Genomic DNA, 23,565 nt, shown 5'->3' on the forward strand with positions numbered 1-23,565 from the left:
CGCCTCCAGGGGATGCGCCTCCGTCGGGGCGCGGCCGCGCCCCGACGGGGGCGCCTGCTATAGACTCAAGGTGTGGGAACAGCGGCGTGATCGCCGGGCCCACCCACAGTCTAGGCGCGCGAGATGTGCGCCCTCACGAAGACACCGTACGTAGACACCGTCAAGACGCAACGGCCCTGAAAGCGGCATCCCACCCCTCGTCCACGACCCTCCGATCGTGACCACGGCGGGGAAGTGGGAATGTCGGAGCGGATGACACCGCACGGGCACGAAGGAGGCAAGGCCATGTCGGATGTGCTCATCGACCGACCGGAGCTCGAAGGACTCGGCGTCTACGAGTTCGGCTGGCACGACACCGACGCCGCGGGCGCCGTCGCGCAGCGCGGCATCAACGAGGGCGTCGTGCGCGGCATCTCCGCGCTGAAGGACGAACCGGAGTGGATGCTGAAGACGCGTCTGAAGGGCTATCAGCTCTTCGGCCGCAAGCCGATGCCCACGTGGGGCGCGGACCTGTCGGAGATCGACTTCGAGAACATCAAGTACTTCGTGCGTTCGACTGAGAAGCAGGCGCAGTCCTGGGAGGACCTCCCGGAGGACATCCGGAACACGTACGAGAAGCTCGGCATCCCCGAGGCCGAGCGCGCGCGCCTGGTCGCCGGCGTCGCCGCGCAGTACGAGTCCGAGGTGGTCTACCACCAGATCAACGAGGAGCTCGAGAAGCAGGGTGTCATCTTCATGGACACCGACACGGCGCTCCGCGAGCACCCCGAGTTCTTCGAGGAGTACTTCGGCACCGTCATCCCCGCCGGCGACAACAAGTTCGCCGCCCTCAACACGGCCGTCTGGTCGGGCGGGTCGTTCGTCTACGTGCCGCCCGGCGTCCACGTCGAGATCCCGCTGCAGGCCTACTTCCGCATCAACACGGAGAACATGGGCCAGTTCGAGCGGACGCTCATCATCGCCGACGAGGGCAGCTACGTGCACTACATCGAGGGCTGCACCGCGCCGATCTACAAGTCGGACTCGCTGCACTCGGCCGTCGTCGAGATCATCGTGAAGAAGAACGCGCGCGTCCGCTACACGACGATCCAGAACTGGTCGAACAACGTCTACAACCTCGTCACCAAGCGCGCCGTCGCCCACGAGGGCGCGACCATGGAGTGGATCGACGGCAACATCGGCTCCAAGGTGACGATGAAGTACCCCTCGATCTACCTCATGGGCGAGCACGCCAAGGGCGAGACGCTCTCGGTGGCCTTCGCGGGTCCGGGCCAGCACCAGGATGCCGGCGCGAAGATGATCCACATGGCGCCGTACACGCAGTCCTCGATCGTCTCGAAGTCGATCGCACGCGGCGGCGGTCGCGCCGGCTATCGCGGCGAGGTCCGTGTGGACGAGAAGGCGCATCACTCGGCGAACACGGTGCGCTGCGACGCGCTTCTGGTCGACACGAAGTCGCGGTCGGACACCTACCCCGCGATCGACATCCGCGTCGACGACGTGCAGCTCGGGCACGAGGCGACTGTCTCCAAGGTCAGCGAGGAGCAGCTGTTCTACCTCATGAGCCGCGGCATGCCCGAGGACGAGGCCATGGCGATGATCGTGCGCGGCTTCATCGAGCCGATCGCCCGTGAACTTCCCATGGAGTACGCGCTCGAACTCAACAAGCTCATCGAGATGGGCATGGAAGGATCCGTCGGCTGATGACGACAGCGACCCAGACCCCCGCAACGTCCGGACCGGGCAGCGCGGAGGGTCACATCGACCCTGCCGCGCGCCTTGTCGGCATTCCGGACAGCGACAGCTTCGTGCCCGTCCAGACGCGTTCCGAGCGCCCGACCTCGTTCGAGCCGGCCGATTTCGGCGCCCCCGTGGGTACCGAGGTCAACTGGAAGCACACGCCGCTCGCCCGGCTGAAGGATCTGCTGCGCGACGAGCCCGCCGCGCATGACGTGATCGGCGTGGAGGTCAGCGCCCCGGCCGAGGTCGAGCAGCGGCGTCTCTCGATGGGGGAGGCCCCGCGCGGAGAGGTGTTCCGACCCGAGGACGTGCCGAGCGCGATCGCCTGGAAGCAGGAGGCCGAGGCTCCGCTGATCCGCATCCCCGCCGGTGTCGAGCTCGACGAGCCCGTCGTCGTCCGCCTCACCGGGCGCGGGGGAGTGGCGCACGCACACGTCGTCATCGAGGCGCAGCCCCACGCCCGCGGCACCGTGATCCTCCGCCACGAGGGTACGGCGCAGCAGGCGCAGAACGTCGAGATCATCGTTCGCGACGGCGCGGCTCTCACCGTCGTCTCCCTTCAGCGCTGGGACGACGACGCCATCCACCTCGCCGCCCACCAGGCCCGCGTCGACCGTGACGCGTCGCTCACGCACGTCGTGGTGAGCCTCGGCGGCGGCATCGTCCGCGTCAACCCCTCGGTCGAGCTCGCCGGTGCCGGCGCGGACGGCAAGCTCTACGGCCTCTCGTTCGCCGACGCCGGTCAGCACTTGGAGAGCCAGGTCTATCTGCACCACAAGGGCGCCCATACGACCGGAGACGTGCTCTACAAGAGCGCTCTGCAGGGCGCCGCGGCGCGGACCGTCTGGATCGGCGACGTGCTGATCGGGCCGGATGCCACCGGCACCGACTCCTACGAGGCGAATCGCAACCTGGTCCTCACCGAGGGCGCCCGAGCCGACTCCATCCCGAACCTCGAGATCGAGACCGGCGACATCGTCGGCGCCGGGCACGCCAGTGCGACCGGGCGCTTCGACGACGAGCAGCTGTTCTACCTCCAGGCCCGCGGCATCGACGAAGAGGAGGCACGTCGCCTCGTCGTCCTCGGCTTCCTCGCCGAGATCGTGCAGAAGATCGGCATCGATGACCTGCAGGAGGAGCTCATCGCCGCGATCGAAGCCGAGCTCGCCCTCCCGACCGACGCGGAGGCGTCCGCATGACCGCGCAGAAGGTGCTGAGCCTCAGCGATCTGGAGCAGGACACCGCCGTGCGCGTCGAGGTGGACGGCGTGCCGATGGCCGTCGTGCTCGATGCGGAGGGCGAGGTCCACGCGATCGGCGACACCTGCACGCACGGCGACATCTCGCTCGCCGACGGGTTCGTCGAGGGCGACGCGCTGGAGTGCTGGGCGCACGGCTCGGCGTTCTCGCTGCGCACCGGACGCCCCCTGAATCTTCCGGCCTACGAGCCGGTGCCCGTGTACGAAGTGACGATCGACGGGGACGACATCCTCATCGACCCCGCCGTCACCAAAGACGTGAACTGAAGAAGGAAACGACAATGGCTGTTCTCGAGATCCGCGACCTGCATGTGACGGTCGAGACCGACGAGGGGACCACCCCCATCCTCAACGGCGTGGACCTGACCGTCCGCACCGGCGAGACCCACGCGATCATGGGGCCCAACGGCTCCGGCAAGTCGACGCTCGCCTACACGATCGCGGGTCACCCGAAGTACACCGTCACGCAGGGGACCATCACCCTGGACGGCGAGGACGTCCTGGCGATGTCCGTGGATGAGCGGGCCCGCGCCGGCCTCTTCCTGGCGATGCAGTACCCGGTCGAGATCCCCGGCGTGACGGTCACGAACTTCCTCCGGACGGCGAAGACCGCGATCGACGGCGAGGCTCCCGCGATCCGCTCCTGGACGAAGGACGTCAAGGCGGCGATGAAGAACCTCCGCATGGACCCCAAGTTCGCGGCACGCAACGTCAACGAGGGCTTCTCCGGCGGCGAGAAGAAGCGCCACGAGATCCTGCAGCTGGAGCTCCTCAAGCCCGCGATCGCGGTTCTCGACGAGACCGACTCCGGCCTCGACGTGGACGCGCTGAAGATCGTGTCGGAGGGCGTCAACCGCGCCAAGGAGGCGACCGACCTCGGCGTGCTCCTCATCACCCACTACACGCGCATCCTCCGCTACATCACGCCCGACTTCGTGCACGTGCTCGTGAACGGCCGCGTCGCCGAAGAGGGCGGCCCGGAGCTGGCGGAGCGCCTGGAGAACGAGGGCTACGACCGCTACACGGAATCCGTGCCGGCGGGGCCCTCCGACACCGTCGAAGCCTAGGATCGACCTATGACCGCGACGCTCACCCCGGAGAAGTACGACGACGTCACCGAGGCGCTCAAGGACGTCATGGACCCCGAGCTCGGCATCAACGTCGTCGATCTCGGCCTGATCTACGACCTGTCCTGGGACGAGGCGAACGACGCACTCGTCATCCACATGACGCTGACCTCGGCCGGCTGCCCGCTGACGGATGTCCTCGAAGAGCAGACGGCGCAGGCACTGGACGACGTGGTGGACCGGTTCCGCATCAACTGGGTGTGGATGCCGCCGTGGGGCCCTGAACGGATCACCGACGACGGTCGCGACATGATGCGCGCCCTCGGCTTCGCCATCTGAGGAGGTTCGCACGGTGAGCACCACACCCTTGCGCGCCCTGCCCCTGGAGACGCTCCGCCGCCGGTCGAGCACCAAGTGGCGGACCTACCCGGAGGATGTCCTCCCGCTGTTCGTGGCGGAGACCGACTATCCCCTCGCCCCCGCGGTGACCGCCGTCCTCGCAGAAGCGGTCGCGAGCGGCGACACCGGGTACACACCGGCCGACCCCGGCATCCGGGACGCCTTCGCGGGCTTCGCGCGGCGCCGGTTCGGCTGGGACGTCGACCCGGCGGGCGTGCGCTCGACGGCGGACGTCATGATGGGCGTCGTGGAGATCCTCCGCGCGACGATCCGACCGGGGGACGGCGTCGTCATCATGCCTCCCGTCTACCCGCCCTTCGCGCTCTGCACGGACGAAGCCGGGGGGATTCCCGTGTCCGTTCCGCTGACGGACACGGGCGCAGGCTGGGAGATCGACCTCGACGGCGTCGACGCGGCCCTGGCCGCCGGGGCCCGTGCGATCCTCCTGTGCAACCCGCACAACCCGACCGGAACGGTGCACAGTGCCGCGACGCTGGCCGCCCTGGCGGGCCTTGCGGAGCGCCACGGCGCCGTCGTCATCAGCGATGAGATCCACGCGCCGCTCGTCGCGGACGGGGTCGTCTACACCCCGTTCCTCACGGCCGGCGCGTCGGCGGCCCGGGTCGGGTTCGCGGTGACGAGTGCGTCGAAGGCGTACAACCTCGCCGGACTGAAGTGCGCCCTGATGGTCGCCGCGGATGACGCGACGATGCGGGTGCTGGCCGGCCTCAACCCCGAGGTGGAGTGGCGCACCGGCCTGTTCGGCGCCCTCGCGGCTGTCGCCGCGTTCGACGAGGCCTCCGATGAGTGGCTCGACGCGCTCCGCGCTGCGCTGGCCGAGAATCGCGCGCTGCTCGGCGCGCTTCTCGCCGAGCACCTCCCGCGCGCGGTCTACCGGACGCCCGACGCAGGCTACCTCGCCTGGATCGATCTCTCCGCGTACAACTGGGGCGATGACCCGGCCGCGTTCCTCCTCGATGCAGCGAAGGTCGCGCTCCACCACGGCCCGCAGTTCGGCGCGGAGGGGGCGGGCTACGCGCGACTGAACTTCGGGTGCTCGCCGGAGGTGCTCACCGAGGCGATCGCGCGCATCGGCGCCGTCGCGCGGTCGTGACCTCCGAGCCCCTGGGAGCGGCGGAGACCGGCTCGGGTCCTCGCCCGGCCGAATCGATCTGGCATCCGCCATTGGTCTGGGTGACCGTGGGAGCCGCGGCGATGATCTTCCTCGCCGCGATGCAGTCCCTCGCGGTGACGACGGTGATGCCACTCGTCAGCGCCGACCTCGGCGGAGCGTCCCTCTATGCGGTGGCCTTCGCGGGCACCCTCGCGACGAGCGTCATCGGCATGGTGGCCGTCGGCGCGTGGTGCGACCGCACGGATCCCGTCCTCCCGCTCGCGAGCGCCGTCGGGCTGTTCGTCGCCGGACTCCTCATCGCCGGGCTCGCGCCTTCGATGCCGGTCCTGGTGCTGGGGCGACTGCTGCAAGGGCTCGGCACCGGCGGGCAGACGGTCGCGCTCTACGTCGTCGTGGCGCGCGTGTACCCCGCGGCAGTCCACGGGCGGGTGTTCGGCGCCTTCTCCGCCGCATGGGTGGTCCCCTCGATCATCGGCCCTTTCCTCGCCGGCTTCGTGGCGGAGCAGGCGCACTGGCGCTGGGTGTTCCTCGGCGTCGCGGCCCTCACCCTGATCGCCTTCGCGATCGTCTACCTGCGGCTGCACGGCCTTCCGCTCGGGACTGCGGAACCCTCCCGGGAGCCGATCGCGCGGCGGCTGGCGCTCGCCTGCGCGGTCGCCGCAGGCGCCCTCGCTCTGAGCCTGGCGGGTGAGGCGGGACCGTTCGCCCCCGTCGTGATCGTGGCAGCCCTCCTTGCGATCGGCGCCGCGATCCGGCCCCTGCTTCCCCCCGGCACCCTGCGAGCCGCGCGCGGCCTTCCGAGTGTCATCCTCATGCGGGCGCTCATCGCGGGCGCCCTCTACGGGGCGGAGATCTACGTCCCGTACCTGCTGATCGACGACTACGGGTTCTCGGCGACGGCTGCCGGCCTCGGGCTGACGAGCGCTGCGCTCCTCTGGGCGGCGGGGGCGGAGGTGCAGGGCCGTCTCGGGGATCGCCTCGGTGACGTCCGCATCACCCTCATCGGTGCGAGCCTCCTGCTCGGGGCGACCCTCGCCGCCGCCGCGACCGCGGCATTCCACCTCGTGCCCGGCGTGATCATCGCGGGCTGGTCGCTCGCGGGCGCGGGCATGGGATTGATGTATCCGCGCCTCACCGTCCTGACGCTCGCGTATTCCACGCCCCGGAACCAGGGGTTCAACTCGTCCGCCCTCTCGATCTCCGACTCGGTCGGTGCGTCGGCATCCATCGCCGTCATGGGGCTCACCTTCGTCGCGCTGGAAGCGTCGGATGCCGCTTTCCCCGTCGTCTTCCTGATCGCCGGAGCCCTCGCCGTCCTCGCGATCGTCCCCGGACTGCGGATGTCGCGTTTGGCGGAGGTGGGCAGGTAAGGCTAACCTAAGGTCCATGACCCGCCTCGATGCCCCCGTCCGGCCCGCCTACCGGCCGTACACGGTCCGGGTGGCCGCGGTGGACCGCCTCGCCCCTCACTTCGTGCGGGTGACCTTCACCGGCGACGAGCTGGAGCATTTCGGGACGGCCGGTCTCGACCAGCGGATCAAGCTCGTCTTCCCGCTTCCGGGCATCCCCGGCGGGTACGCCGATTTCGGTCAGGATGCCGCGGCGGGGGACTGGTACGACCGGTGGCGCGCGCTGCCGGCGGCGGAGCGGAACCCCTTCCGCACCTACACCGTCCGCCGCGTCGACGCCGACGCGCGCGAAGTGGACGTCGACTTCGTGGTGCACCACGACGCCGGCCCCGCCGGAAGCTGGGCCGATGACGCGACGCCGGGCGACGAGCTCGTGCTCGTGGGACCGGACGAGCGCAGCCCGGCCTCCCGCGTCGGACTCGACTGGCACCCGGGCACCGCGCGCCGCCTGCTCCTGGCCGGCGATGAGACCGCCGCGCCCGCGATCTGCGGGATCCTCGAATCGCTCGACCCGCGCTGTGACGTCGACGCCTTCATCGAGGTGCCCGCCGCAGCGGACATCCTCTCCCCGCGGGTCCCGCCCGGCGTCCGGCTCACGTGGGTGCCCCGCGCCGATGCCCCGCACGGCGAGCGGCTCGTCGCGGCGGTCGCCGCATGGACGCGTCGGCACCCGACCCTGCTTGCGCGTGCCGCAGCGCCGCGCCCGCAGGTCCTCGAGGAGATCGACGTCGACTCCGAACTCCTCTGGGACAGCCCCGAGGTCATCACCGAAGGCGAGTTCTACGCCTGGATGGCGGGGGAGTCCGGGACGGTGAAGACACTGCGGCGACACCTCGTCACCGGATGCGGCGTCGACCGCGGGCGCGTCGCCTTCATGGGCTACTGGCGCCTCGGGCAGGCAGAACGCTCCGAATGAGCCCTCAGCATCGTCGCCGCACCCTCGTGGTCGCGGCCGTCGCCGTCGCGCTCCTGGGCGTCGCGGTGCTGCTCTCCCTCCTCGTGGGAGCGCGGGCCATTCCCGCCGCGGAGGTGTGGCGAGCCCTCATCGCACCGGATGCCGCGAACCCCGACCACCTCGTCGTCCTCACCCAGCGCGTGCCGCGCACAGTGATCGGGCTGTGCGCCGGCGCGGCGCTCGCTCTCGCCGGCACCGTCATGCAGGGCCTGACCCGCAACCCCTTCGCCGATCCGGGTCTTCTCGGAGTGAACGCCGGCGCCTCGGTCGCGGTGCTGGCGGCGATCACCCTGTTCGGACTGGTCACCCCCACGGGCTTCGTCTGGTTCGCCTTCGTCGGGGCGGCCCTCGCGGCTGTCCTCGTGGCCATCGTGGGCGGCCGGGGTCCGAACGGCGGCGACCCCGCGAAGCTCGCCCTCACCGGCGCTGCCGTCACCGCGGGGCTCATGGCGGTGACATTCCTCATCCTCACGACGAACATCCACGCCCTCGACGTCTACCGCTACTGGTCGGTGGGCGGCCTGACCGCCCGCGGCCTGGATGCCGTCGCCCTCGTCCTGCCGGCGCTCCTCATCGGCGCGATCCTCGCCCTGGCCTCCGCCCGAGGTCTCGACCTCATCGCGCTCGGCACGGCGACCGCGGCGGGGCTCGGGCAGGATGTCGCGCGCAGCCGCATCCTCGGGATCATCGCCGCCGTCCTGCTCTGCGGCGGGGCGACGGCGATCGCGGGTCCGCTCGTCTTCCTCGGTCTCGTTGTGCCGCACGCCCTCCGCGGGCTCGTCGGTGGAAGCTACGCGCGCCTCCTCGCCCTCGGCATCCCGCTCGGCGCCGCGCTCCTCCTCCTGGCGGACGTGATCGGCCGCGTCATCGCCCTCCCGGGCGAGATCCAGGCGGGCATCGTCGTGGCCTTCCTCGGCGCACCGCTGCTCGTCGCCCTCGTCCTCCAGCCGCGGAAGGTGGCCCTGTGAGCGCGGTCGCCCAGAGTCCGTCCCTCACGGTCCGTCGTCACGCCGGGAGGCGGCGCGCCCGCATCCTGGTCGCCGCGCTCCTGCTGGCCGCGCTGGCCGCCGTCGTCGCGCTCTCCGTCGGTGACTACGCCCTGACCCCCGACCGTCTGTGGCTCACCCTCACGGGATCGGGATCGCGGATCGAGGAGTACGTGGTCTTCCAGGTGCGTGCGCCCCGCGCGGCGATGGCGCTCGTGACCGGCGCTGCGCTCGGCATCGCGGGGGCGCTCCTGCAGTCGTTCCTCGGGAACCCGCTGGCGAGTCCGGACCTCCTGGGCATCTCCGGGGGGAGCGGGCTGGCGGCGGTGTTCGCCATCCTCGTGCTGCAGACGACCGGGCCTCTGCTCGCGATCTTCGCGTTCTCCGGCGGCGCGGTGGTCGCAGCGGTGCTGATGGTCGCGGGGCGGTCGCTCCGCGACGGCGGGTTCCGCCTCATCCTCGCGGGCATCGGGATCTCGTTCCTGACGGCGTCGGTCATCGACTTCCTCCTGGTGCGGGCGAAGGTCGAGGAGGTCCAGACCGCCCTGCTCTGGCTGACGGGAAGCCTCTCCTCAACGCCCTGGTGGCAGGTGCTGACCGTCCTCGCGGTGCTCGTCGTGCTCGTTCCGGCCCTCGTGGCCGCGTCCCGGTGGCTCCCGATCAGCCAGCTCGGCCCGGACACGGCGAGCGGGCTGGGCGTGCACCCCGGCACCGTCCGCTGGGTCGTGGTCGGAGCCGCCGTCCTGCTCACCGCTGCGACGTGCGCATTCGTCGGCCCGATCGGATTCATCGCGCTCTGTGCGCCCGCGATCGCCCGCCCGCTGCTCGGCCACGGTGCGATCGGCCTCGCGACCAGTGGCGTCCTGGGTGCCGTGCTGCTGCTCGCGGCCGATCTCGTCGCCCAGTTCGCGATCCCCGGCCTGTCCGTGCCCGTCGGCGTGGTGACCGGCGCGATCGGAGCGGTGTTCCTCCTCTGGCTCCTCGCCACCTCGAAAGGACGGCAGCTGTGACCGCGGCATCCGACGCGCCCCGCCTCTCCGCACGTGCCCTTTCCGCCGGCTATCCCGGCCGCCGGGTGATCGAGGGCCTCGACCTCGAGATCACCCCCGGCCGGCTGACCATGATCATCGGCGCGAACGCCTCGGGCAAGTCGACGCTGCTCGGAACACTCGCCCGGCTGCGTCCCCCGCTGGAGGGCGCCGTCGAACTCGACGGCGTGGACGTCGACACGATCCCGCGCCGACGTTTCGCGCAGGTGGTGGGGCTTCTCCCGCAGCACCCGACCGCGCCCGACGGTGTGAGCGTCGCGGAGCTCGTCGGGCGGGGTCGTCACCCCCACCGGGGCGTGTTCCAGCGATGGAGCGAAGCCGATGCCGCGAAGGTCGACGAGGCCATGGCCTGGACGGGCGTCACCGACCTCGCGGACCGGCCGGTGGGAGATCTCTCCGGGGGTCAGCGTCAGCGGGCGTGGATCGCGATGGCCCTCGCGCAGGACCCCCGCATCCTCCTCCTCGACGAGCCGACGACCTTCCTCGACCTCACCCATCAGCTCGAGGTGCTCGACCTCCTGCGCGCGCTCAACCGCAGTCGTGGCACGACCGTCGTGGTCGTCCTGCACGATCTGAACCTCGCCGCGCGCTATGCCGATGAACTCGTCGTGATGGCCCAGGGCGCGGTCGTGGCCCACGGGGCACCCGGTCAGGTGCTCACCGAGGACGTCGTGCGAGATGCCTTCGGCCTCGACGCGCTCGTGATCCCCGACCCCCTGACCGGAACGCCGCTCGTCGTCCCAGTCCCGCACGATCACCCGCACCTGAACGATCACCTGCACCTGCACCGCACCCCAGAAAGGAACGACACACCATGAGACGACTCCGCGAGGTCCTCAGTCTTGCCGCGATCACCGGCGCCGCCGCACTTCTGCTGTCCGGCTGCGCCGGGACCGGCGCCCCCGCCACCTCCGATGCCGCGACGGGCGGCGAGGGGGCGTTCCCCATCACGATCGATTCCGCCCTCGGCACGACGACGATCGAGAAGAAGCCCGAACGCATTGCGACCTGGGGCTGGGGCGCGACGGACGCGGTCCTGGCACTCGGCATCCAGCCCGTCGCCATTCCGGCGGACGACTACTCCGGCGGAGACGACAAGATGCCCCCGTGGATCTCGGACGCGGTCGACTCCCTCGGCGGCGAGAAGCCCGTGATCCTCGATTCGAGCGCCGCGGAGATCCCGATCGAGGCACTGCTGAAGACGAACCCCGACGTGCTGCTGGCGCCCTACTCCGGGCTCACGCAGAAGGAGTACGACGCCGTGACCGCAGCCGGCGTCCCGGTCGTCGCGTACCCAGACGGGCCGTGGACGACGCCGTGGCGCGATGTGATCGACATCACCGGCACGGCGCTCGGGCTCTCCGGCGAGGCGGACGCGCTGGTCGCCGACCTCGACGGCCAGGTGAAGGATGCCGCAGCAGCCCACCCCGAGTTCGCCGGCAAGACGATCGCGTACGTGGACGACGACGTCGACACGTTCTACCTCTACCTGCCGTCCGACCCGCGGGTGGCGATCCTGGAGGATCTCGGCTTCTCAAGCCCGCCGAGCGTGACCGCTCTCGACACGGGCGAGGGCACCTTCTACACGACGGTCAGCTACGAGAACCTCGACAAGATCGACGCGCAGGTGCTCTTCACGCAGGCCGAGGATCAGAAGACGCTCGACGAGTTCCTCGCCTCCGACCGCGGGGCGCTCATCCCGGCAGTGAAGAAGGGCGCCGTCGCCGCGATGGTGGGCGCCGAGAACGCCTCGGCCATGTCACCCACCGCGCTCACCCTGCCGTGGGTGCTGCCGACACTGACCGAGAAGCTCGCGGCGGCGGTCGCGAAGAGCTGACGGATCCGCTCGCATGAGAACGTCCCCGCTCCGGATCACCGGGCGGGGGCGTTCTCGCGCTCCTCGACGAGGATCGCGGCGTGGGATCAGCGCCGCGTCGAGCCCTCGATCCGCTTGACGAGCGCCCACGTCGCCGGAATGGCGATAGCCGCGACGGCCGCCTTGATCAGCCCGCCCACGATGAATGGCCAGAGACCGAACTGCAGGATCTCGCCGATGCCGTAGGCGCCCCCGCCGACGACGTTGAGGATGAAGGCCATGTACGGGATGCCGAAGACGAACGGGATCGCGCTCGCGAGCACGAAGCCCGCGAAAGCCAGGAGAGGACGCCGGTCCCACGCCCGCTCGGCGAACCAGCCGGCCACGAAGGCGGCCGCGATGAAGCCGATCACGAAGCCGAAGCTCGGCTTGGCGACCGCGAGGAAGCTCCCCGTGAATCCGGCGAAGACCGGGAGCCCGGCCAGACCCGCGAGCATGTAGGTCAGCAGCGCTGCGGCACCGCGTCGGGCGCCGAGGGCCGCACCGACGACGACGACGCCGAGAGTCTGACCGGTGATCGGCACGGGCTGAAGCGGAACCTCGACCTGCGCGAGCACGGCGACGATCGCGGCGCCGGCGACGACGAGCCCCGCGTCGAGCGCGAGCGCACGCGCGCGGTCGGACGGCCGGGCGATGAGGTCGGCGAGGACGGGCCGGCGGCCGGAGACGGCAAGGGACATACGGGCTCCTTCGGAGTCGGGGAAGTCTCTGTCATACCGGCGCGCGCCGGTCGTTGCGACTCAGCCTAGGGCGTCGGTACGGCGAGTTGTTGGACGCAGTCCACCATGGTTCCCGTCTGTGTTTGTCGATCTCGTCGGGGGGCGAGGACGAGCGAGGCCAGCACCTCCCGGTCCGCGGCGCCTCCGACATTCCCGATGCCCGGCGTCGTGCCTCCCGTCGCCCGGTAGACTGGGGGTTCGGCCGCCCGCTCCGCGGCATCCCGCCGACCTACCCTCCCTTCGAAGAACGGACGTCCGCTGTGCTCGCCGTGCACGATCTCGAGATCCGCGTGGGTGCGCGCACCCTGATGGCGGACGTCTCGTTCCGCGTGTCCGATGGCGACAAGATCGGACTGGTCGGCCGCAACGGAGCCGGCAAGACCACCCTCACGAAGGTGCTCGCCGGCGACCTCATCCCGGCCGACGGCAAGGTCGAACGCTCCGGCGAGCTCGGGTACCTCCCGCAGGACCCGCGCACGGGCGACCCCGAGATGCTCGCCCGCACCCGCATCCTCGATGCCCGCGGGCTCGGCACACTCGCGCTGCAGATGCACGAGGCATCCCTCCAGATGGGGGATGCCGATGAGAAGGTCGCCGCCAAGGCGATGCGCCGCTACGGCAACCTCACCGAGCGTTTCGAAGCCCTGGGCGGCTACTCGGCGGAGGCGGAGGCGGCATCCATCGCCCACAACCTCTCGCTCCCTGACCGGATCCTGGATCAGCCGCTCAAGACGCTCTCGGGCGGTCAGCGCCGCCGCATTGAGCTGGCCCGCATCCTGTTCTCCGACGCGCAGACCATGATCCTCGACGAGCCGACCAACCACCTCGACGCCGACAGCGTCGTGTGGCTGCGCGAGTTCCTGAAGAACTACAAGGGCGGGCTGATCGTCATCAGCCACGACGTCGAGCTGGTCGGCGAGACGGTCAACCGCGTGTTCTACCTCGACGCGATGCGCCAGGTCATCGACGTCTACAACATGAACTGGAAGAACTACCTGCGTCAGCGGGTGGCCGACGAAGAGCGTCGCAAGAAGGAGCGCTCCAACATCGAGAAGAAGGCTTCCGTTCTGCAGATGCAGGCCGCGCGCTTCGGCGCCAAGGCGTCCAAGGCCGCCGCGGCCCACCAGATGGTCGCGCGCGCGGAGAAGATGCTCTCCGGGCTGGAGGAGGTGCGCCAGGAGGATCGCGTGGCGAAGCTGCGGTTCCCGAAACCCGCTCCATGCGGCAAGACGCCTCTCATGGCGAGGAACCTCTCGAAGTCGTACGGGTCGCTGGAGATCTTCACCGACGTCGACCTCGCGATCGACCGCGGCTCGAAGGTCGTCGTCCTGGGCCTCAACGGGGCCGGCAAGACGACGCTGCTGCGGATCCTGGCGGGGGTGGACAAGCCCGACACCGGACAGCTCGAGCCCGGTCACGGCCTGAAGGTCGGCTACTACGCGCAGGAGCACGAGAACCTCGACGTGAACCGCTCGGTGCTCGAGAACATGATGTCGGCGGCTCCCGACATCAACGCGACCGAGGCGCGCAAGGTGCTCGGCTCGTTCCTCTTCACCGGTGATGACGTCCTCAAACCCGCCGGTGTCCTCTCCGGCGGTGAGAAGACCCGTCTCTCGCTCGCGACCCTCGTCGTCTCGAGCGCGAACATGCTCCTTCTCGACGAGCCGACGAACAACCTCGACCCGGCGTCCCGCGAGGAGATCCTCGGCGCGCTCGCGCACTACGAGGGCGCCGTCGTCCTCGTCTCGCACGACTCTGGCGCTGTGCAGGCTCTGAACCCCGAGCGCGTGCTCATCCTCCCGGACGGCGTCGAGGACATCTGGGGTCGCGACTACGTCGACCTCATCGAGTTGGCGTGACGCGGTCCCGGCGAGTTGGCGTGACGCGGTCCCGGCGAGTTGGCGTGACGCGGTCCCGGCGAGTCGGCGTGACGCGGCTCGCGATCAGGGTCTTCAGCGGGGCGTGACCTCGTCGAGGAGTGCGTCCTCCTCCTGCATGTCGCGGTCCTGGGGCCGCGCCCCTGCTCGCCGTCGACGTCGGCGCTCGGATGCCGGGATGCGTTCGGCGACGTCGGTCGGCGCACTGCCTGCGACGCTCGCGGCCGCGACGTCCGCGGCGGCGTCTGCGGCATCCTCTCGTCGATGCCGGATCTCGGTGCGGATCATGTACCAGATGAAGACGAAGCCCATGACGGCGAACAGGATCCACTGGATCGCGTACGAGAGATGCGGTCCGGGGTCCTCCGAAGGAGACTCGAGCTGCGTGGGAGCCGAGGCGGGGGCCGGGTCCTCCGAGGCCATCAGTCCGTACGCACCCGTGATCACGCCGTCGAGCCGCAGCTGGTCCGCGATGAGCGGGAGGTTGATCGTGGGGACCTGTCCCTCGGGTGCGGACTGCGTGGCGTTCCGGAGCGGCTCGCCCGGCATGAGCCGCGCGACCACGGTCACCTCGCCCGACGGCGGTGCAGGCACCTCGTCCGGCACAGGCTGGTGGTTTCCGGGGGCGAGCCATCCGCGGTCGATGATGAGCACCTCGCCCGAGGTCGTGCGGAACGGGACCAGCACTTCGAAGGCCGCCGTCCCCCCGTGCGCGCGGTTGCGCGCGAGCAGGGTGTCCTCCGGCAGGTACCGGCCGCGCAGCGCGACGGGATGCCACTGGTCGCCCCCGTCGAAGGAGCCGTCCGCGCCGACGAGGTCGGCCAGCGGCGCCGGGGGAGCGTCGTAATTCGCCGCGATCAGAGCGAGCTGGCGCTCACGCTCCTCGTTGCGTGAGAACTGCCACTGGGAGAGGAAGGCGCAGGCGATCGCGAACACGATCGCGACCGCGACGTACCCGCTCCACCGGAGGGCGGTGCGCTTCATCGGCGCGCCTCCGCTGCGGCGTCGTCCGCGGCGTCCGATCCCTCCGCGGTGACGAGCGCTTCCACGACGACGGGGAAGTCCCGCGCCGCGAGGTAGTCGCGCAGGTAGGAGACGTGGTCATCGCACGCCGCCCAGACCTTTCGACGGTCGGCCTGGTGGATGCGGGGGTTCCGCCAGATCACCTTCCAGCGGGCGTCCGCGCGGCAGCCCGCGCGCGAGCAGACCGGCGCGTCGGAGTCCTGGCTCACGAGCGGTCCTCCGACTCGGGCGCCGTGCGACCGTGCGTGTCGGAGCGGGGTCCCGTTTCGCCGCCGGCCGACCGGCCGGGAGCGGGACTCTCCTGAATCCTGATGACGCCGCTGGGGGTCGGAGCCGGGGCGACCGTCGCGGTCCGCGGCGCCTCGAGAGCGCGTTCGGGCGGGACGGCACGCTTGGCGGGTGCCGTCGTCACATTCGCGATCACCACGGCGACGTAGGGCAGGAAGATCGCCCCCACTGCGAAGACCCAGGTGTACCAGCTGTAGGGCTGGATCGCGACCATGAGGACGAAGCAGACGACACGGATCGCCATCATCGTGAAGTACTTGGTCATGCGGCTGTGCGCATCGTCGCGCGGGGCGCGGGGAAGCGAAGTCGCAGTCTGCGTGGCGGTGTTCTTCACGGTGCGACAAGCCTACGCCGCCGCACCCGCACACGGGTCCCGTCGCGCGGTCGCTCAGGCGCCGTAGCGGGCGCCGGAGGAGGCTCCCAGCGCCACGACGAAGAAGAAGAAGAGCACGCCGAGCACGAGGAGCGCAGTGCCCGCCCACCCGACGATGACGCCGGCCAGGGCCATGCCGCGCCCGGCTTCTCCCGTCCGCTTCACCTGGCCGAGCGCGATGTGGCCCATGATCGCGCCGCCGACGGAGCCGATCAGCGGCAGCACCCAGATGATGCCCAGGATGGAGACGATCATCGACGCGACCGCGAGGCCGTTGGTGCGCCGCGCGGGGGCGTAGCCGCCGTAGCCGTAGGGCGCGACGGGCGGAGCGCCCGGGCTCTGCTGCACGGGGTATCCGGTGGGGTACGCGCCCGTCGCGCCGTATCCCGGGGCGGGCGGGGCCCCATAGGGAGACGTGGGGTAGGCGGGCGGGGCGTAGCTCGGCGGCGCGTATGCCGGGGCCGCAGGCTCCGAGGGCTCGCCGTACGACCCGGTGTCATACGTGGGCGCGGTCGGCGGCACGTAGGGTGCCGAGTCGTAGGACGGCGGTGCGGGCGGCGGGGGCACCGCGCCCGCCGCCTCGGTGTCATCCGGGCCGGAGGTCTTCGGATCGGTCACGGGGGCTCCTCTCGCCGGACTCCAGCCTAGCGGGGCCCCTCCTTCCTCGTCGGCGCGCCGGACGGATTAGGCTGGGGCGGTCCTCGAGCGATCGGAGCCCCATGTCCACCGAGAGAGTCGTCCTCGTCACCGGCGGGAACCGCGGCATCGGCCGCGCCATCGCCGAGCGGTTCGTCGCCGCCGGCTACCGCACGGCCGTGACCGCACGGTCCGGTGAGGGCCCCGAGGGGACGCTGACGGTCCGCGCCGACGTCACCGACGCCGCGTCCCTGGATGCCGCGTTCAGCGAGGTCGAACGCGAGCTCGGAGCGGTGGAGATCGTCGTCGCGAACGCCGGCATCACGAAGGACACCCTGCTCCTGCGGATGACGGAAGACGATTTCGACTCGGTGGTCGCCACGAACCTCGGCGGCACCTTCCGGGTCGTCAAGCGCGCCTCGAAGGGCATGCTGCGGGCGAAGTGGGGGAGAGTCATCCTCATCTCCAGCGTCGTCGGTCTCTACGGCTCGGCCGGGCAGATCAACTACTCGTCGTCCAAGGCCGCCCTCGTCGGCTTCGCGCGCTCATTGACGCGAGAGCTCGGCGGCCGCGGCATCACGGCGAACGTCGTCGCCCCCGGCTTCATCGAGACCGACATGACGGCCGAGCTCCCCGAGGAGACCCAGGCCGAGTACAAGCGGACCATTCCCGCGGGACGATTCGGGGCGGCGGATGACGTCGCCGGCGCGGTCGTCTGGCTCGCCTCGGACGACGCGGCCTACGTCTCGGGCGCGGTCATCCCCGTCGACGGCGGCCTCGGCATGGGGCACTGAGCCCACGCGAACCGTCACGACACGGCACGCACCAGTGCCCGGGAGAGCCCCTCGGGGTCGCTGAACTGCGGCCAGTGGCCGGTGCCCAGCCGTTCCACCCGTGCCGAGCGGATCGCCTCGAACTCGGTGGCGAACGTCCCCCACTGCGCGATCTCCTCGCGGAATCCGGCCTCGTCCAGCGAGCCCATCAGCAGGACGATGGGAATGTCGAAGCGACGCTCGTCCTCGAGCGTCACGGGCGAGGAGGGGACCCGCGCCGGGATGCTGAACGCGTCTGCCGCCGTCGCCGCGCGCACCTCCGCATCGAGATCCGCGGTGTCGGGCGCGTCGAAGAAGTCCCACCCCGGGAAGGGGACGACGCCGTCCTCCAGCGGGAACTCGGAGACGTGCACCCCCGGCGGCGGCGGGGCCGTGTCGACGAACACCACCCGGCTCACCTTCTCGGGGCGCGCCGCCGCAGCACCCCACACGACGTTCCCGCCCCCGCTGTGCCCGACGAGGGCGACGGGTCCGTCGACCCGATCGATCTCGGCGACGACCGCTCCGACCCAGTCATCGATCGTGATGTCGCCGCTCTCCGCAGCATCCGCCCCCACGCCGGGCATGGTCAGCGGACGGGGCTCGTGGCCCGCGGCGCGCAGCGCGGGCAGCACGGGGTCCCACGAGGACGCGGTGAGCCAGAAGCCGGGAACCAGAATGATGTCCATGTCCCGACGCTAGCGCCGGGCACGGACACGCGCGAGGCGGCCAGACCTCAGGGGAGGAGCGGGATGATCTCGCGGAGGTCCACGGGGTCGATGACGAGGTCGGCCTGGGCGCGCACGGCGGGTTTCGCGTTGAATGCGAGCCCGAGCCCGGCGGCGGCCATCATCCGGAGGTCGTTGGCGCCGTCGCCGACGGCGATCGTGCGCGAGAGGGGGATGCCGGACGCCGACGCCCACGCGCGCAGCGCGTCGGCCTTCGCGGCGGCATCCACGATGTCGCCGTCGACGACCCCGGTCAGCGCCCCGTCCGCGACCTCCAGCCGGTTCGCCCGCCAGCGGTCGACGCCGAGCGACGGCGCAACGGTGTCGAGGACCTCGTGGAAGCCGCCCGAGACGACGGCAGCGATGCCGCCGCGGGCGTGGATCTCCGCGATGAGCTCAGCGGCGCCGGGGGTCGGCTCGACCCGCGCGAGCACGCGCGCGAAGGCCTCGACCGGCACTCCGCGCAGCGCCTGCACCCGCGAGCGCAGACTCGTCGCGAAGTCGACCTCTCCCCGCATCGCCGCTTCGGTCGCCGCAGCGACCTCCGGCCCACGCCCCGCCTCGTCGGCGATCAGTTCGATGACTTCATTGCACAGGAGAGTGGAGTCGGCGTCGAACACGACGAGGAAGCGAGGGTCAGCCACCCGACCAACCTATCCGGTCGACCGCGCCGCCCGGAGACGCGCCGTCACCGGGCGATGTGGACGTTCTTCGCGACGACCGTGAGCCCGCTGTCGGTCACCGTGAACCCGCGCGCCAGGTCGTGGGCGCGATCGACGCCCACCGTGGCCCCCGGCTCCAAGACGACGTTCTTGTCGAGGATCGCCCGATGCACCCGGGCTCCCGCGCCGACGTCGACATGGTCGAAGAGCACCGAGTCGGTGATCGTCGCACCCCCTGCCGCGAGCGTCCACGGACCGACGACGGACCGCTCCAGATGCGTGCCCGACAGCACCGATCCGAGCGAGACGATCGAGTCGATCGCGTTGCCCATGCGCCCGACGCCGTCGCGGACGAACTTCGCGGGCGGCGAATTGACCGCCTGCGAGTGGATCGGCCAGTCCATGTTGTACAGGTTGAAGATCGGCAGCGTCGAGATCAGGTCCATGTGCGCGTCGAAGAACGAGTCGATCGTGCCCACGTCCCGCCAGTAGTCGCGGTCGCGATCGGTCGATCCGGGGACGTCGTTGCGCTTGAAGTCGTAGACCGCCGCCTCACCCCGTCCCACGAAGTAGGGGATGATGTCGCCACCCATGTCGTGACCGGATCCGGGGAGCTCCCCGTCCGCCTCCACGGCCGCCACGAGAGCGTCGGCGTCGAAGACGTAGTTGCCCATCGAGGCGAGGACCTGGGAAGGGTCGTCGAGAAGACCGGTCGGATCCTGCGGCTTCTCGAGGAAGTCGCGGATCGTGAGCTGGTCCTCCGGGTCGAGGTCGATGACGCCGAACTGGTTCGCCAGCGCGATCGGCTGACGGATGCCGGCGACCGTGGCCTTCGCACCCGACGCGATGTGCGCGTCGATCATCTGCTCGAAGTCCATCCGGTAGACGTGGTCGGCGCCGATGACGACGACGATGTCCGGCTTCTCGTCCTGGATGAGGTTCAGGGACTGGAGGATCGCATCCGCCGATCCCGAGAACCATCGCTTGCCGAGACGCTGCTGCGCCGGGACCGAGGTCACGTAGGAGTTCAGCAGCGCCGACATGCGCCAGGTCTGCGACACATGTCGATCGAGGCTGTGCGATTTGTACTGCGTCAGCACGACGATCTGCCGCAGCCCCGAGTTGACGAGGTTGGAGATCGCGAAGTCGATCAGACGGTACTGGCCGCCGAACGGCACAGCCGGTTTCGCTCTGTCCACCGTCAGTGGCATGAGGCGTTTGCCCTCGCCGCCGGCGAGGATGATTCCGAAGACCTTCGGCGCTGCAGGCATGCCCCCACACTATGGCCTCGCCCGCGGTTGTACTACCGTTCGTCACATGCGCGTCGATATCGTCACAAAGGAGTACCCGCCCGAGGTCTACGGCGGTGCGGGTGTCCACGTCACCGAGCTGGTGAAGGCCCTCCGCGAACGCCTCGACGTGCGTGTCCGCGCGTTCGGCGCCCCCCGAGACGAGGACGGCACGACGTCCTATCCGGTCCCCGCAGAGCTCGACGCGGCGAACGCCGCCGTGCAGACGCTCGGCGTCGACCTCGAGATCGTCGGTGACGTGGCGGGGGCCGATGTCGTCCACTCGCACACCTGGTACGCGAACTTCGCCGGACACCTCGCTTCGCTCCTGCACGGGATCCCGCACGTGGTCACCGCGCACTCCCTCGAGCCCCTGCGCCCGTGGAAGGCCGAGCAGCTCGGCGGCGGATACGCCGTGTCGAGCTACATCGAGAAGACGGCCTACGAGGGCGCCGCCGCCGTCGTCGCCGTGAGCGACGGGATGCGCCGTGACATCCTGCGGAGCTACCCGAGCCTCGACCCGGACAAGGTCCGCGTGATCTACAACGGCATCGACGTCGAGGCATGGCAGCCTCGCACGGACCACGCCCTCCTGGAGCGCTTCGGCATCGACCCGAACAGGCCCTCGGTCGTGTTCGTCGGCCGGATCACCCGCCAGAAGGGGCTGCCGTACTTCCTGCGCGCAGCCGCGCTCCTGCCGACGGACGTCCAGATCGTCCTCTGCGCCGGCGCGCCCGACACCCCGCAGATCATGGCGGAGGTCGAAGGCCTCGTCCGCGACCTCCAGCAGGGGCGCGACGGCGTCGTCTGGATCGACGAATTCCTCCAGCGCGACGAGCTCTGCGCGATCCTCACGTCCGCCACGACCTTCGTGTGCCCGAGCGTGTACGAACCCCTCGGGATCGTGAACCTCGAGGCGATGGCGTGCGGCGCGGCCGTGGTCGGCACCGCGACCGGGGGCATCCCGGAGGTCGTCGTCGACGGCGTGACGGGGCGTCTCGTGCCGATCGAGCAGGTCCAGGACGGCACGGGCACGCCCACCGATCCCGATCGGTTCGTCGCCGACCTCGCGGCGACTCTCACCGAGGTGGTCTCCGATCCCGAGCGTGCGCGCGCCTACGGCGAGGCCGGCCGGGAACGCGCGGCGACGGCCTTCAGCTGGCAGGCGATCGCCGACGCCACGGAGGCGCTGTACCGCGAGGTGGCGGACTCGTCCCGATAGGCTGGGGGCATGCCCCAGGTCCTCGAATTCGCCGATGTCGTCGTCCGCCGCAACGCCCGCAACATCGTCGATCACATCGACTGGAGCGTCTCTGACGACGAGCGCTGGGTGGTCCTCGGACCCAACGGCGCAGGCAAGACGACGATCCTCCAGCTGGCGGCGACGCTCCTGCACCCGACGTCCGGGCGCGTGTCGATCCTCGACGAGACCCTCGGCCGTGCGGACGTGTTCGAACTGCGCCCTCGCATCGGGTTCGCATCATCGGCGATGGCGCGGCGGATGCCGCCGGAGGAGACCGTCCTCGACGCCGTCATGACCGCCGCCTTCTCGGTGATGGGCCGCTGGAACGAGCAGTACGAGGCGATCGACGAGAAGCGCGCCCACCGGGTCCTCTCGGAGTGGAAGCTCGATCACCTCGCCGAGCGCACCTTCGGGACGCTCTCCGACGGGGAGCAGAAGAGGGTTCAGATCGCCCGCGCGGTGATGACCGATCCCGAGCTGCTGCTTCTCGACGAGCCGACCGCGAGTCTCGACCTCGGCGCCCGCGAGGAGCTGCTCTCGCTCCTCGGCGGGTACGCCCAGGCGCCGACGACCCCCGCGATGGTGATGGTCACCCACCATGTCGAGGAGATCCCGGTCGGATTCACCCACGTCCTGCTGCTGCGCGACGGGGGAGTGGTGGCCGCCGGCACGATCGCCGAGACGCTCACCGCGGAGAACCTCACCGAGACGTTCGGGATGCCGATCGTCCTCAGCACCGAGGACGGCCGGTTCTCGGCTCGCGCGAGCAGCGGTTCCTGAGCTCGTCGAAGGGCTGATAGAATCTTCTGTTGGTGCTCTCCGCACCGCAGACTTCCCTCGCCCTGGCAAAATCCAGGGCACCACGTAAGGAACCCCATGAAGACTGACATCCACCCCGAGTACCGCGCTGTCGTGTTCCGCGACCTCGGCTCCGGCGAGACCTTCCTCACCCGTTCGACGGTGTCGAGCGACAAGACGATCGAGCTGGACGGCGAGACCTACCCCGTCATCGACGTCGAGATCTCCTCCGCCTCGCACCCGTTCTACACGGGCAAGCAGCGCATCATGGACTCGGCCGGTCGCGTCGAGAAGTTCAACCAGCGCTTCAAGAACTTCGGCTCCAAGTAAGCCGCATACGCGAAAGCCCCGCTTCGGCGGGGCTTTCGTCGTCGTTGCCGGTCCCTGAGCTTGTCGAAGGGTCAGCGGATCGGCCACCGGCCGTCCAGCGGCGTCTCGGCGTCGATCCGGCCGATGCGCACGAAGTACTCGGTCAGACTCTCGGCCTGCGCCCGCGCCCACGCGACCTGCTGGGTGTGCAGCTCCCACGCCGGACCCGTGAGCGCGAACCGGCGCGCGAGCGCCTGCGCGACCCGGCCGGCGGCAATCGCATCCGCCGCGGCATCATGGGCTCCGACGAGCGCGACCTCGTAGTGGGCCGCGACGACCTCGAGGGTGCGCTTGCCACGGCGATAGCGGTCGTGGGCCTTGTCGAGCACGAGCGGGTCGATGACCGGGGCCGGGGTCTCGATCGCCGAGATCCCGTGGCGCAGCGCCTCGTACTTGAGCAGTGAGAAGTCGTACGGTGCGTTGTAGGCGACGACGGGAACGCCGCCGGCGAAGAGGTCCCTCAGCTCCGCCACGATCTCGGCGACGACGTCGGCGGCGGGCCTCCCGTGTGCGCGAGCGTGCTCCGTGGTGATCCCGTGGACGGCGGTGGCTCCCTCGGGGATCTCGACGCCCGGGTCGGCGATCCACGACCTCGCGCGCTGCACCGTCCCATCGGGGCCCAAGAGCCCGACGTGCGCGGTCACGATCCGGTCCGTCAGCACGTCGATTCCGGTGGTCTCGAGATCGAACACACCGACGGCATCCGCCCAGGATGGGGGCGCCTCACGCGGTTCCCATCCGTCGCCGACCGTCTCGGCGCGGTCGGGCGCGAGGTCCGCGACAGGGTCGAGAGCGTCGTCGCCCCAGAGGGGGAGCAGAGGCTGCCACTGATCCATGCCTTCGACGGTATGACAGGGTTCCGACAGTCCGGCGT

At 70.4% G+C, this 23,565-nt stretch carries 26 protein-coding genes; 17 read left to right on the forward strand and 9 right to left on the reverse strand.

Annotation, left to right across the window (positions count from 1 at the left end; genetic code table 11):
* Positions 1-285 precede the first annotated feature (285 nt).
* From sufB to J0P97_RS10590, 12 genes are read left to right on the forward strand one after another with little or no spacing between them, the layout of a single operon-like run.
* Positions 286-1,704: a Fe-S cluster assembly protein SufB gene (gene sufB / locus J0P97_RS10535; RefSeq protein WP_215487752.1), complete on the forward strand. Its 1,419-nt coding sequence runs from the start codon at positions 286-288 to the stop codon at positions 1,702-1,704.
* On the forward strand, positions 1,704-2,939 hold the full coding sequence (sufD, locus tag J0P97_RS10540; RefSeq protein ID WP_215487753.1) for a Fe-S cluster assembly protein SufD: 1,236 nt from the start codon (positions 1,704-1,706) through the stop codon (positions 2,937-2,939). The genes sufB and sufD overlap by 1 nt, the downstream gene beginning before the upstream one ends.
* Positions 2,936-3,265: a non-heme iron oxygenase ferredoxin subunit gene (locus tag J0P97_RS10545; RefSeq protein WP_215487754.1), complete on the forward strand. Its 330-nt coding sequence runs from the start codon at positions 2,936-2,938 to the stop codon at positions 3,263-3,265. Before sufD ends, J0P97_RS10545 begins: the two co-directional genes overlap by 4 nt.
* Positions 3,266-3,279: 14 nt before the next feature.
* Positions 3,280-4,065, forward strand: a complete 786-nt coding sequence (gene sufC, locus J0P97_RS10550; RefSeq protein ID WP_215487755.1) for a Fe-S cluster assembly ATPase SufC — start codon at positions 3,280-3,282, stop codon at positions 4,063-4,065.
* A gap of 9 nt (positions 4,066-4,074) precedes the next feature.
* Positions 4,075-4,404 carry a metal-sulfur cluster assembly factor gene (locus tag J0P97_RS10555; RefSeq protein WP_215487756.1) on the forward strand — a complete coding sequence of 110 codons (330 nt, stop codon included), beginning with the start codon at positions 4,075-4,077 and terminating at the stop codon, positions 4,402-4,404.
* 13 nt (positions 4,405-4,417) lie between these two features.
* Positions 4,418-5,578, forward strand: a complete 1,161-nt coding sequence (locus J0P97_RS10560; protein WP_215487757.1) for a MalY/PatB family protein — start codon at positions 4,418-4,420, stop codon at positions 5,576-5,578.
* Positions 5,575-6,969: an MFS transporter gene (locus J0P97_RS10565; RefSeq protein ID WP_282836600.1), complete on the forward strand. Its 1,395-nt coding sequence runs from the start codon at positions 5,575-5,577 to the stop codon at positions 6,967-6,969. The genes J0P97_RS10560 and J0P97_RS10565 overlap by 4 nt, the downstream gene beginning before the upstream one ends.
* Positions 6,970-6,985: 16 nt before the next feature.
* Positions 6,986-7,924, forward strand: coding sequence for a siderophore-interacting protein (locus J0P97_RS10570; RefSeq protein ID WP_215487758.1), 939 nt, complete (start codon positions 6,986-6,988; stop codon positions 7,922-7,924).
* Positions 7,921-8,931 carry a FecCD family ABC transporter permease gene (locus J0P97_RS10575; protein ID WP_215487759.1) on the forward strand — a complete coding sequence of 337 codons (1,011 nt, stop codon included), beginning with the start codon at positions 7,921-7,923 and terminating at the stop codon, positions 8,929-8,931. Before J0P97_RS10570 ends, J0P97_RS10575 begins: the two co-directional genes overlap by 4 nt.
* Positions 8,928-9,959: a FecCD family ABC transporter permease gene (locus J0P97_RS10580; protein WP_215487760.1), complete on the forward strand. Its 1,032-nt coding sequence runs from the start codon at positions 8,928-8,930 to the stop codon at positions 9,957-9,959. The genes J0P97_RS10575 and J0P97_RS10580 overlap by 4 nt, the downstream gene beginning before the upstream one ends.
* A complete protein-coding gene (locus tag J0P97_RS10585; protein WP_215487761.1) occupies positions 9,956-10,816 on the forward strand; it encodes an ABC transporter ATP-binding protein in 861 nt (286 codons plus the stop codon). The genes J0P97_RS10580 and J0P97_RS10585 overlap by 4 nt, the downstream gene beginning before the upstream one ends.
* Positions 10,813-11,835, forward strand: a complete 1,023-nt coding sequence (locus tag J0P97_RS10590) for an iron-siderophore ABC transporter substrate-binding protein (RefSeq protein WP_215487762.1) — start codon at positions 10,813-10,815, stop codon at positions 11,833-11,835. The genes J0P97_RS10585 and J0P97_RS10590 overlap by 4 nt, the downstream gene beginning before the upstream one ends.
* 86 nt (positions 11,836-11,921) lie before the next feature.
* Here the strand turns inward: J0P97_RS10590 and J0P97_RS10595 are convergent, their stop codons facing one another.
* Positions 11,922-12,554: a biotin transporter BioY gene (locus J0P97_RS10595; RefSeq protein WP_215487763.1), complete on the reverse strand. Its 633-nt coding sequence runs from the start codon at positions 12,552-12,554 to the stop codon at positions 11,922-11,924.
* 299 nt (positions 12,555-12,853) lie between these two features.
* Between J0P97_RS10595 and abc-f the strand changes: the two genes are divergently transcribed.
* Complete coding sequence (abc-f, locus tag J0P97_RS10600; protein WP_215487764.1) at positions 12,854-14,452, forward strand: ribosomal protection-like ABC-F family protein; 1,599 nt, start codon at positions 12,854-12,856, stop codon at positions 14,450-14,452.
* 93 nt (positions 14,453-14,545) lie between these two features.
* Here the strand turns inward: abc-f and J0P97_RS10605 are convergent, their stop codons facing one another.
* Genes J0P97_RS10605 through J0P97_RS15945 form a run of 4 tightly spaced genes read right to left on the reverse strand, consistent with a single transcriptional unit; the run spans position 14,546 to position 16,772 of the window.
* Positions 14,546-15,454, reverse strand: coding sequence for an SURF1 family cytochrome oxidase biogenesis protein (locus J0P97_RS10605; protein WP_215487765.1), 909 nt, complete (start codon positions 15,452-15,454; stop codon positions 14,546-14,548).
* Positions 15,451-15,702 carry a hypothetical protein gene (locus J0P97_RS10610; protein WP_215487766.1) on the reverse strand — a complete coding sequence of 84 codons (252 nt, stop codon included), beginning with the start codon at positions 15,700-15,702 and terminating at the stop codon, positions 15,451-15,453. Before J0P97_RS10610 ends, J0P97_RS10605 begins: the two co-directional genes overlap by 4 nt.
* Positions 15,699-16,115 carry a DUF3099 domain-containing protein gene (locus tag J0P97_RS10615; RefSeq protein ID WP_215487767.1) on the reverse strand — a complete coding sequence of 139 codons (417 nt, stop codon included), beginning with the start codon at positions 16,113-16,115 and terminating at the stop codon, positions 15,699-15,701. Before J0P97_RS10615 ends, J0P97_RS10610 begins: the two co-directional genes overlap by 4 nt.
* A 54-nt stretch (positions 16,116-16,169) precedes the next feature.
* Positions 16,170-16,772, reverse strand: a complete 603-nt coding sequence (locus J0P97_RS15945) for a DUF4190 domain-containing protein (RefSeq protein WP_215487768.1) — start codon at positions 16,770-16,772, stop codon at positions 16,170-16,172.
* Between the two features lie 101 nt (positions 16,773-16,873).
* On the opposite strand from J0P97_RS15945, the gene fabG reads away from it, so the two are divergent.
* Positions 16,874-17,584: a 3-oxoacyl-ACP reductase FabG gene (gene fabG, locus J0P97_RS10625; RefSeq protein ID WP_215487769.1), complete on the forward strand. Its 711-nt coding sequence runs from the start codon at positions 16,874-16,876 to the stop codon at positions 17,582-17,584.
* 14 nt (positions 17,585-17,598) lie between these two features.
* Here fabG and J0P97_RS10630 read toward each other — a convergent pair whose 3' ends face one another.
* Genes J0P97_RS10630 through J0P97_RS10640 form a run of 3 tightly spaced genes read right to left on the reverse strand, consistent with a single transcriptional unit; the run spans position 17,599 to position 20,263 of the window.
* Complete coding sequence (locus J0P97_RS10630) at positions 17,599-18,291, reverse strand: alpha/beta fold hydrolase (RefSeq protein ID WP_215487770.1); 693 nt, start codon at positions 18,289-18,291, stop codon at positions 17,599-17,601.
* A 47-nt stretch (positions 18,292-18,338) separates the two neighbouring features.
* Positions 18,339-18,974, reverse strand: coding sequence for a phosphoserine phosphatase SerB (gene serB / locus J0P97_RS10635; protein WP_215487771.1), 636 nt, complete (start codon positions 18,972-18,974; stop codon positions 18,339-18,341).
* 44 nt (positions 18,975-19,018) lie between these two features.
* A complete protein-coding gene (locus J0P97_RS10640; RefSeq protein WP_215487772.1) occupies positions 19,019-20,263 on the reverse strand; it encodes a glucose-1-phosphate adenylyltransferase in 1,245 nt (414 codons plus the stop codon).
* Between the two features lie 46 nt (positions 20,264-20,309).
* Between J0P97_RS10640 and glgA the strand changes: the two genes are divergently transcribed.
* The 3 genes from glgA to J0P97_RS10655 all read left to right on the forward strand — a co-directional run bounded on the left by glgA (position 20,310) and on the right by J0P97_RS10655 (position 22,652).
* Complete coding sequence (gene glgA, locus J0P97_RS10645) at positions 20,310-21,503, forward strand: glycogen synthase (protein WP_215487773.1); 1,194 nt, start codon at positions 20,310-20,312, stop codon at positions 21,501-21,503.
* 9 nt (positions 21,504-21,512) lie between these two features.
* The gene (locus tag J0P97_RS10650; RefSeq protein WP_215487774.1) at positions 21,513-22,304 is read left to right on the forward strand and encodes an ABC transporter ATP-binding protein; all 792 of its coding nucleotides are present in this window, start codon (positions 21,513-21,515) and stop codon (positions 22,302-22,304) included.
* A 96-nt stretch (positions 22,305-22,400) separates the two neighbouring features.
* Positions 22,401-22,652, forward strand: a complete 252-nt coding sequence (locus J0P97_RS10655) for a type B 50S ribosomal protein L31 (protein WP_018186539.1) — start codon at positions 22,401-22,403, stop codon at positions 22,650-22,652.
* A 71-nt stretch (positions 22,653-22,723) separates the two neighbouring features.
* Here J0P97_RS10655 and J0P97_RS10660 read toward each other — a convergent pair whose 3' ends face one another.
* Positions 22,724-23,527 (reverse strand): exonuclease domain-containing protein, encoded by an 804-nt coding sequence (locus J0P97_RS10660; protein WP_215487775.1) that lies wholly within the window; start codon positions 23,525-23,527, stop codon positions 22,724-22,726.
* Between the last annotated feature and the right edge of the window lie 38 nt (positions 23,528-23,565).

Source organism: Microbacterium flavum (genome assembly GCF_018717645.1).
Taxonomy (GTDB): Bacteria; Actinomycetota; Actinomycetes; order Actinomycetales; family Microbacteriaceae; genus Microbacterium; species Microbacterium flavum.

What these genes read in the sequence shown, in the direction of transcription:
- sufB (WP_215487752.1), top strand. Translation starts at nt 286, where the DNA reads ATGTCGGATGTGCTCATCGACCGACCGGAGCTCGAAGGACTCGGCGTC.
- sufD (WP_215487753.1), top strand. Translation starts at nt 1,704, where the DNA reads ATGACGACAGCGACCCAGACCCCCGCAACGTCCGGACCGGGCAGCGCG.
- J0P97_RS10545 (WP_215487754.1), top strand. Translation starts at nt 2,936, where the DNA reads ATGACCGCGCAGAAGGTGCTGAGCCTCAGCGATCTGGAGCAGGACACC.
- sufC (WP_215487755.1), top strand. Translation starts at nt 3,280, where the DNA reads ATGGCTGTTCTCGAGATCCGCGACCTGCATGTGACGGTCGAGACCGAC.
- J0P97_RS10555 (WP_215487756.1), top strand. Translation starts at nt 4,075, where the DNA reads ATGACCGCGACGCTCACCCCGGAGAAGTACGACGACGTCACCGAGGCG.
- J0P97_RS10570 (WP_215487758.1), top strand. Translation starts at nt 6,986, where the DNA reads ATGACCCGCCTCGATGCCCCCGTCCGGCCCGCCTACCGGCCGTACACG.
- J0P97_RS10575 (WP_215487759.1), top strand. Translation starts at nt 7,921, where the DNA reads ATGAGCCCTCAGCATCGTCGCCGCACCCTCGTGGTCGCGGCCGTCGCC.
- J0P97_RS10590 (WP_215487762.1), top strand. Translation starts at nt 10,813, where the DNA reads ATGAGACGACTCCGCGAGGTCCTCAGTCTTGCCGCGATCACCGGCGCC.
- J0P97_RS10595 (WP_215487763.1), bottom strand. Translation starts at nt 12,554, where the DNA reads ATGTCCCTTGCCGTCTCCGGCCGCCGGCCCGTCCTCGCCGACCTCATC.
- J0P97_RS10605 (WP_215487765.1), bottom strand. Translation starts at nt 15,454, where the DNA reads ATGAAGCGCACCGCCCTCCGGTGGAGCGGGTACGTCGCGGTCGCGATC.
- fabG (WP_215487769.1), top strand. Translation starts at nt 16,874, where the DNA reads ATGTCCACCGAGAGAGTCGTCCTCGTCACCGGCGGGAACCGCGGCATC.
- J0P97_RS10630 (WP_215487770.1), bottom strand. Translation starts at nt 18,291, where the DNA reads ATGGACATCATTCTGGTTCCCGGCTTCTGGCTCACCGCGTCCTCGTGG.
- J0P97_RS10640 (WP_215487772.1), bottom strand. Translation starts at nt 20,263, where the DNA reads ATGCCTGCAGCGCCGAAGGTCTTCGGAATCATCCTCGCCGGCGGCGAG.
- glgA (WP_215487773.1), top strand. Translation starts at nt 20,310, where the DNA reads ATGCGCGTCGATATCGTCACAAAGGAGTACCCGCCCGAGGTCTACGGC.
- J0P97_RS10650 (WP_215487774.1), top strand. Translation starts at nt 21,513, where the DNA reads ATGCCCCAGGTCCTCGAATTCGCCGATGTCGTCGTCCGCCGCAACGCC.
- J0P97_RS10655 (WP_018186539.1), top strand. Translation starts at nt 22,401, where the DNA reads ATGAAGACTGACATCCACCCCGAGTACCGCGCTGTCGTGTTCCGCGAC.
- J0P97_RS10660 (WP_215487775.1), bottom strand. Translation starts at nt 23,527, where the DNA reads ATGGATCAGTGGCAGCCTCTGCTCCCCCTCTGGGGCGACGACGCTCTC.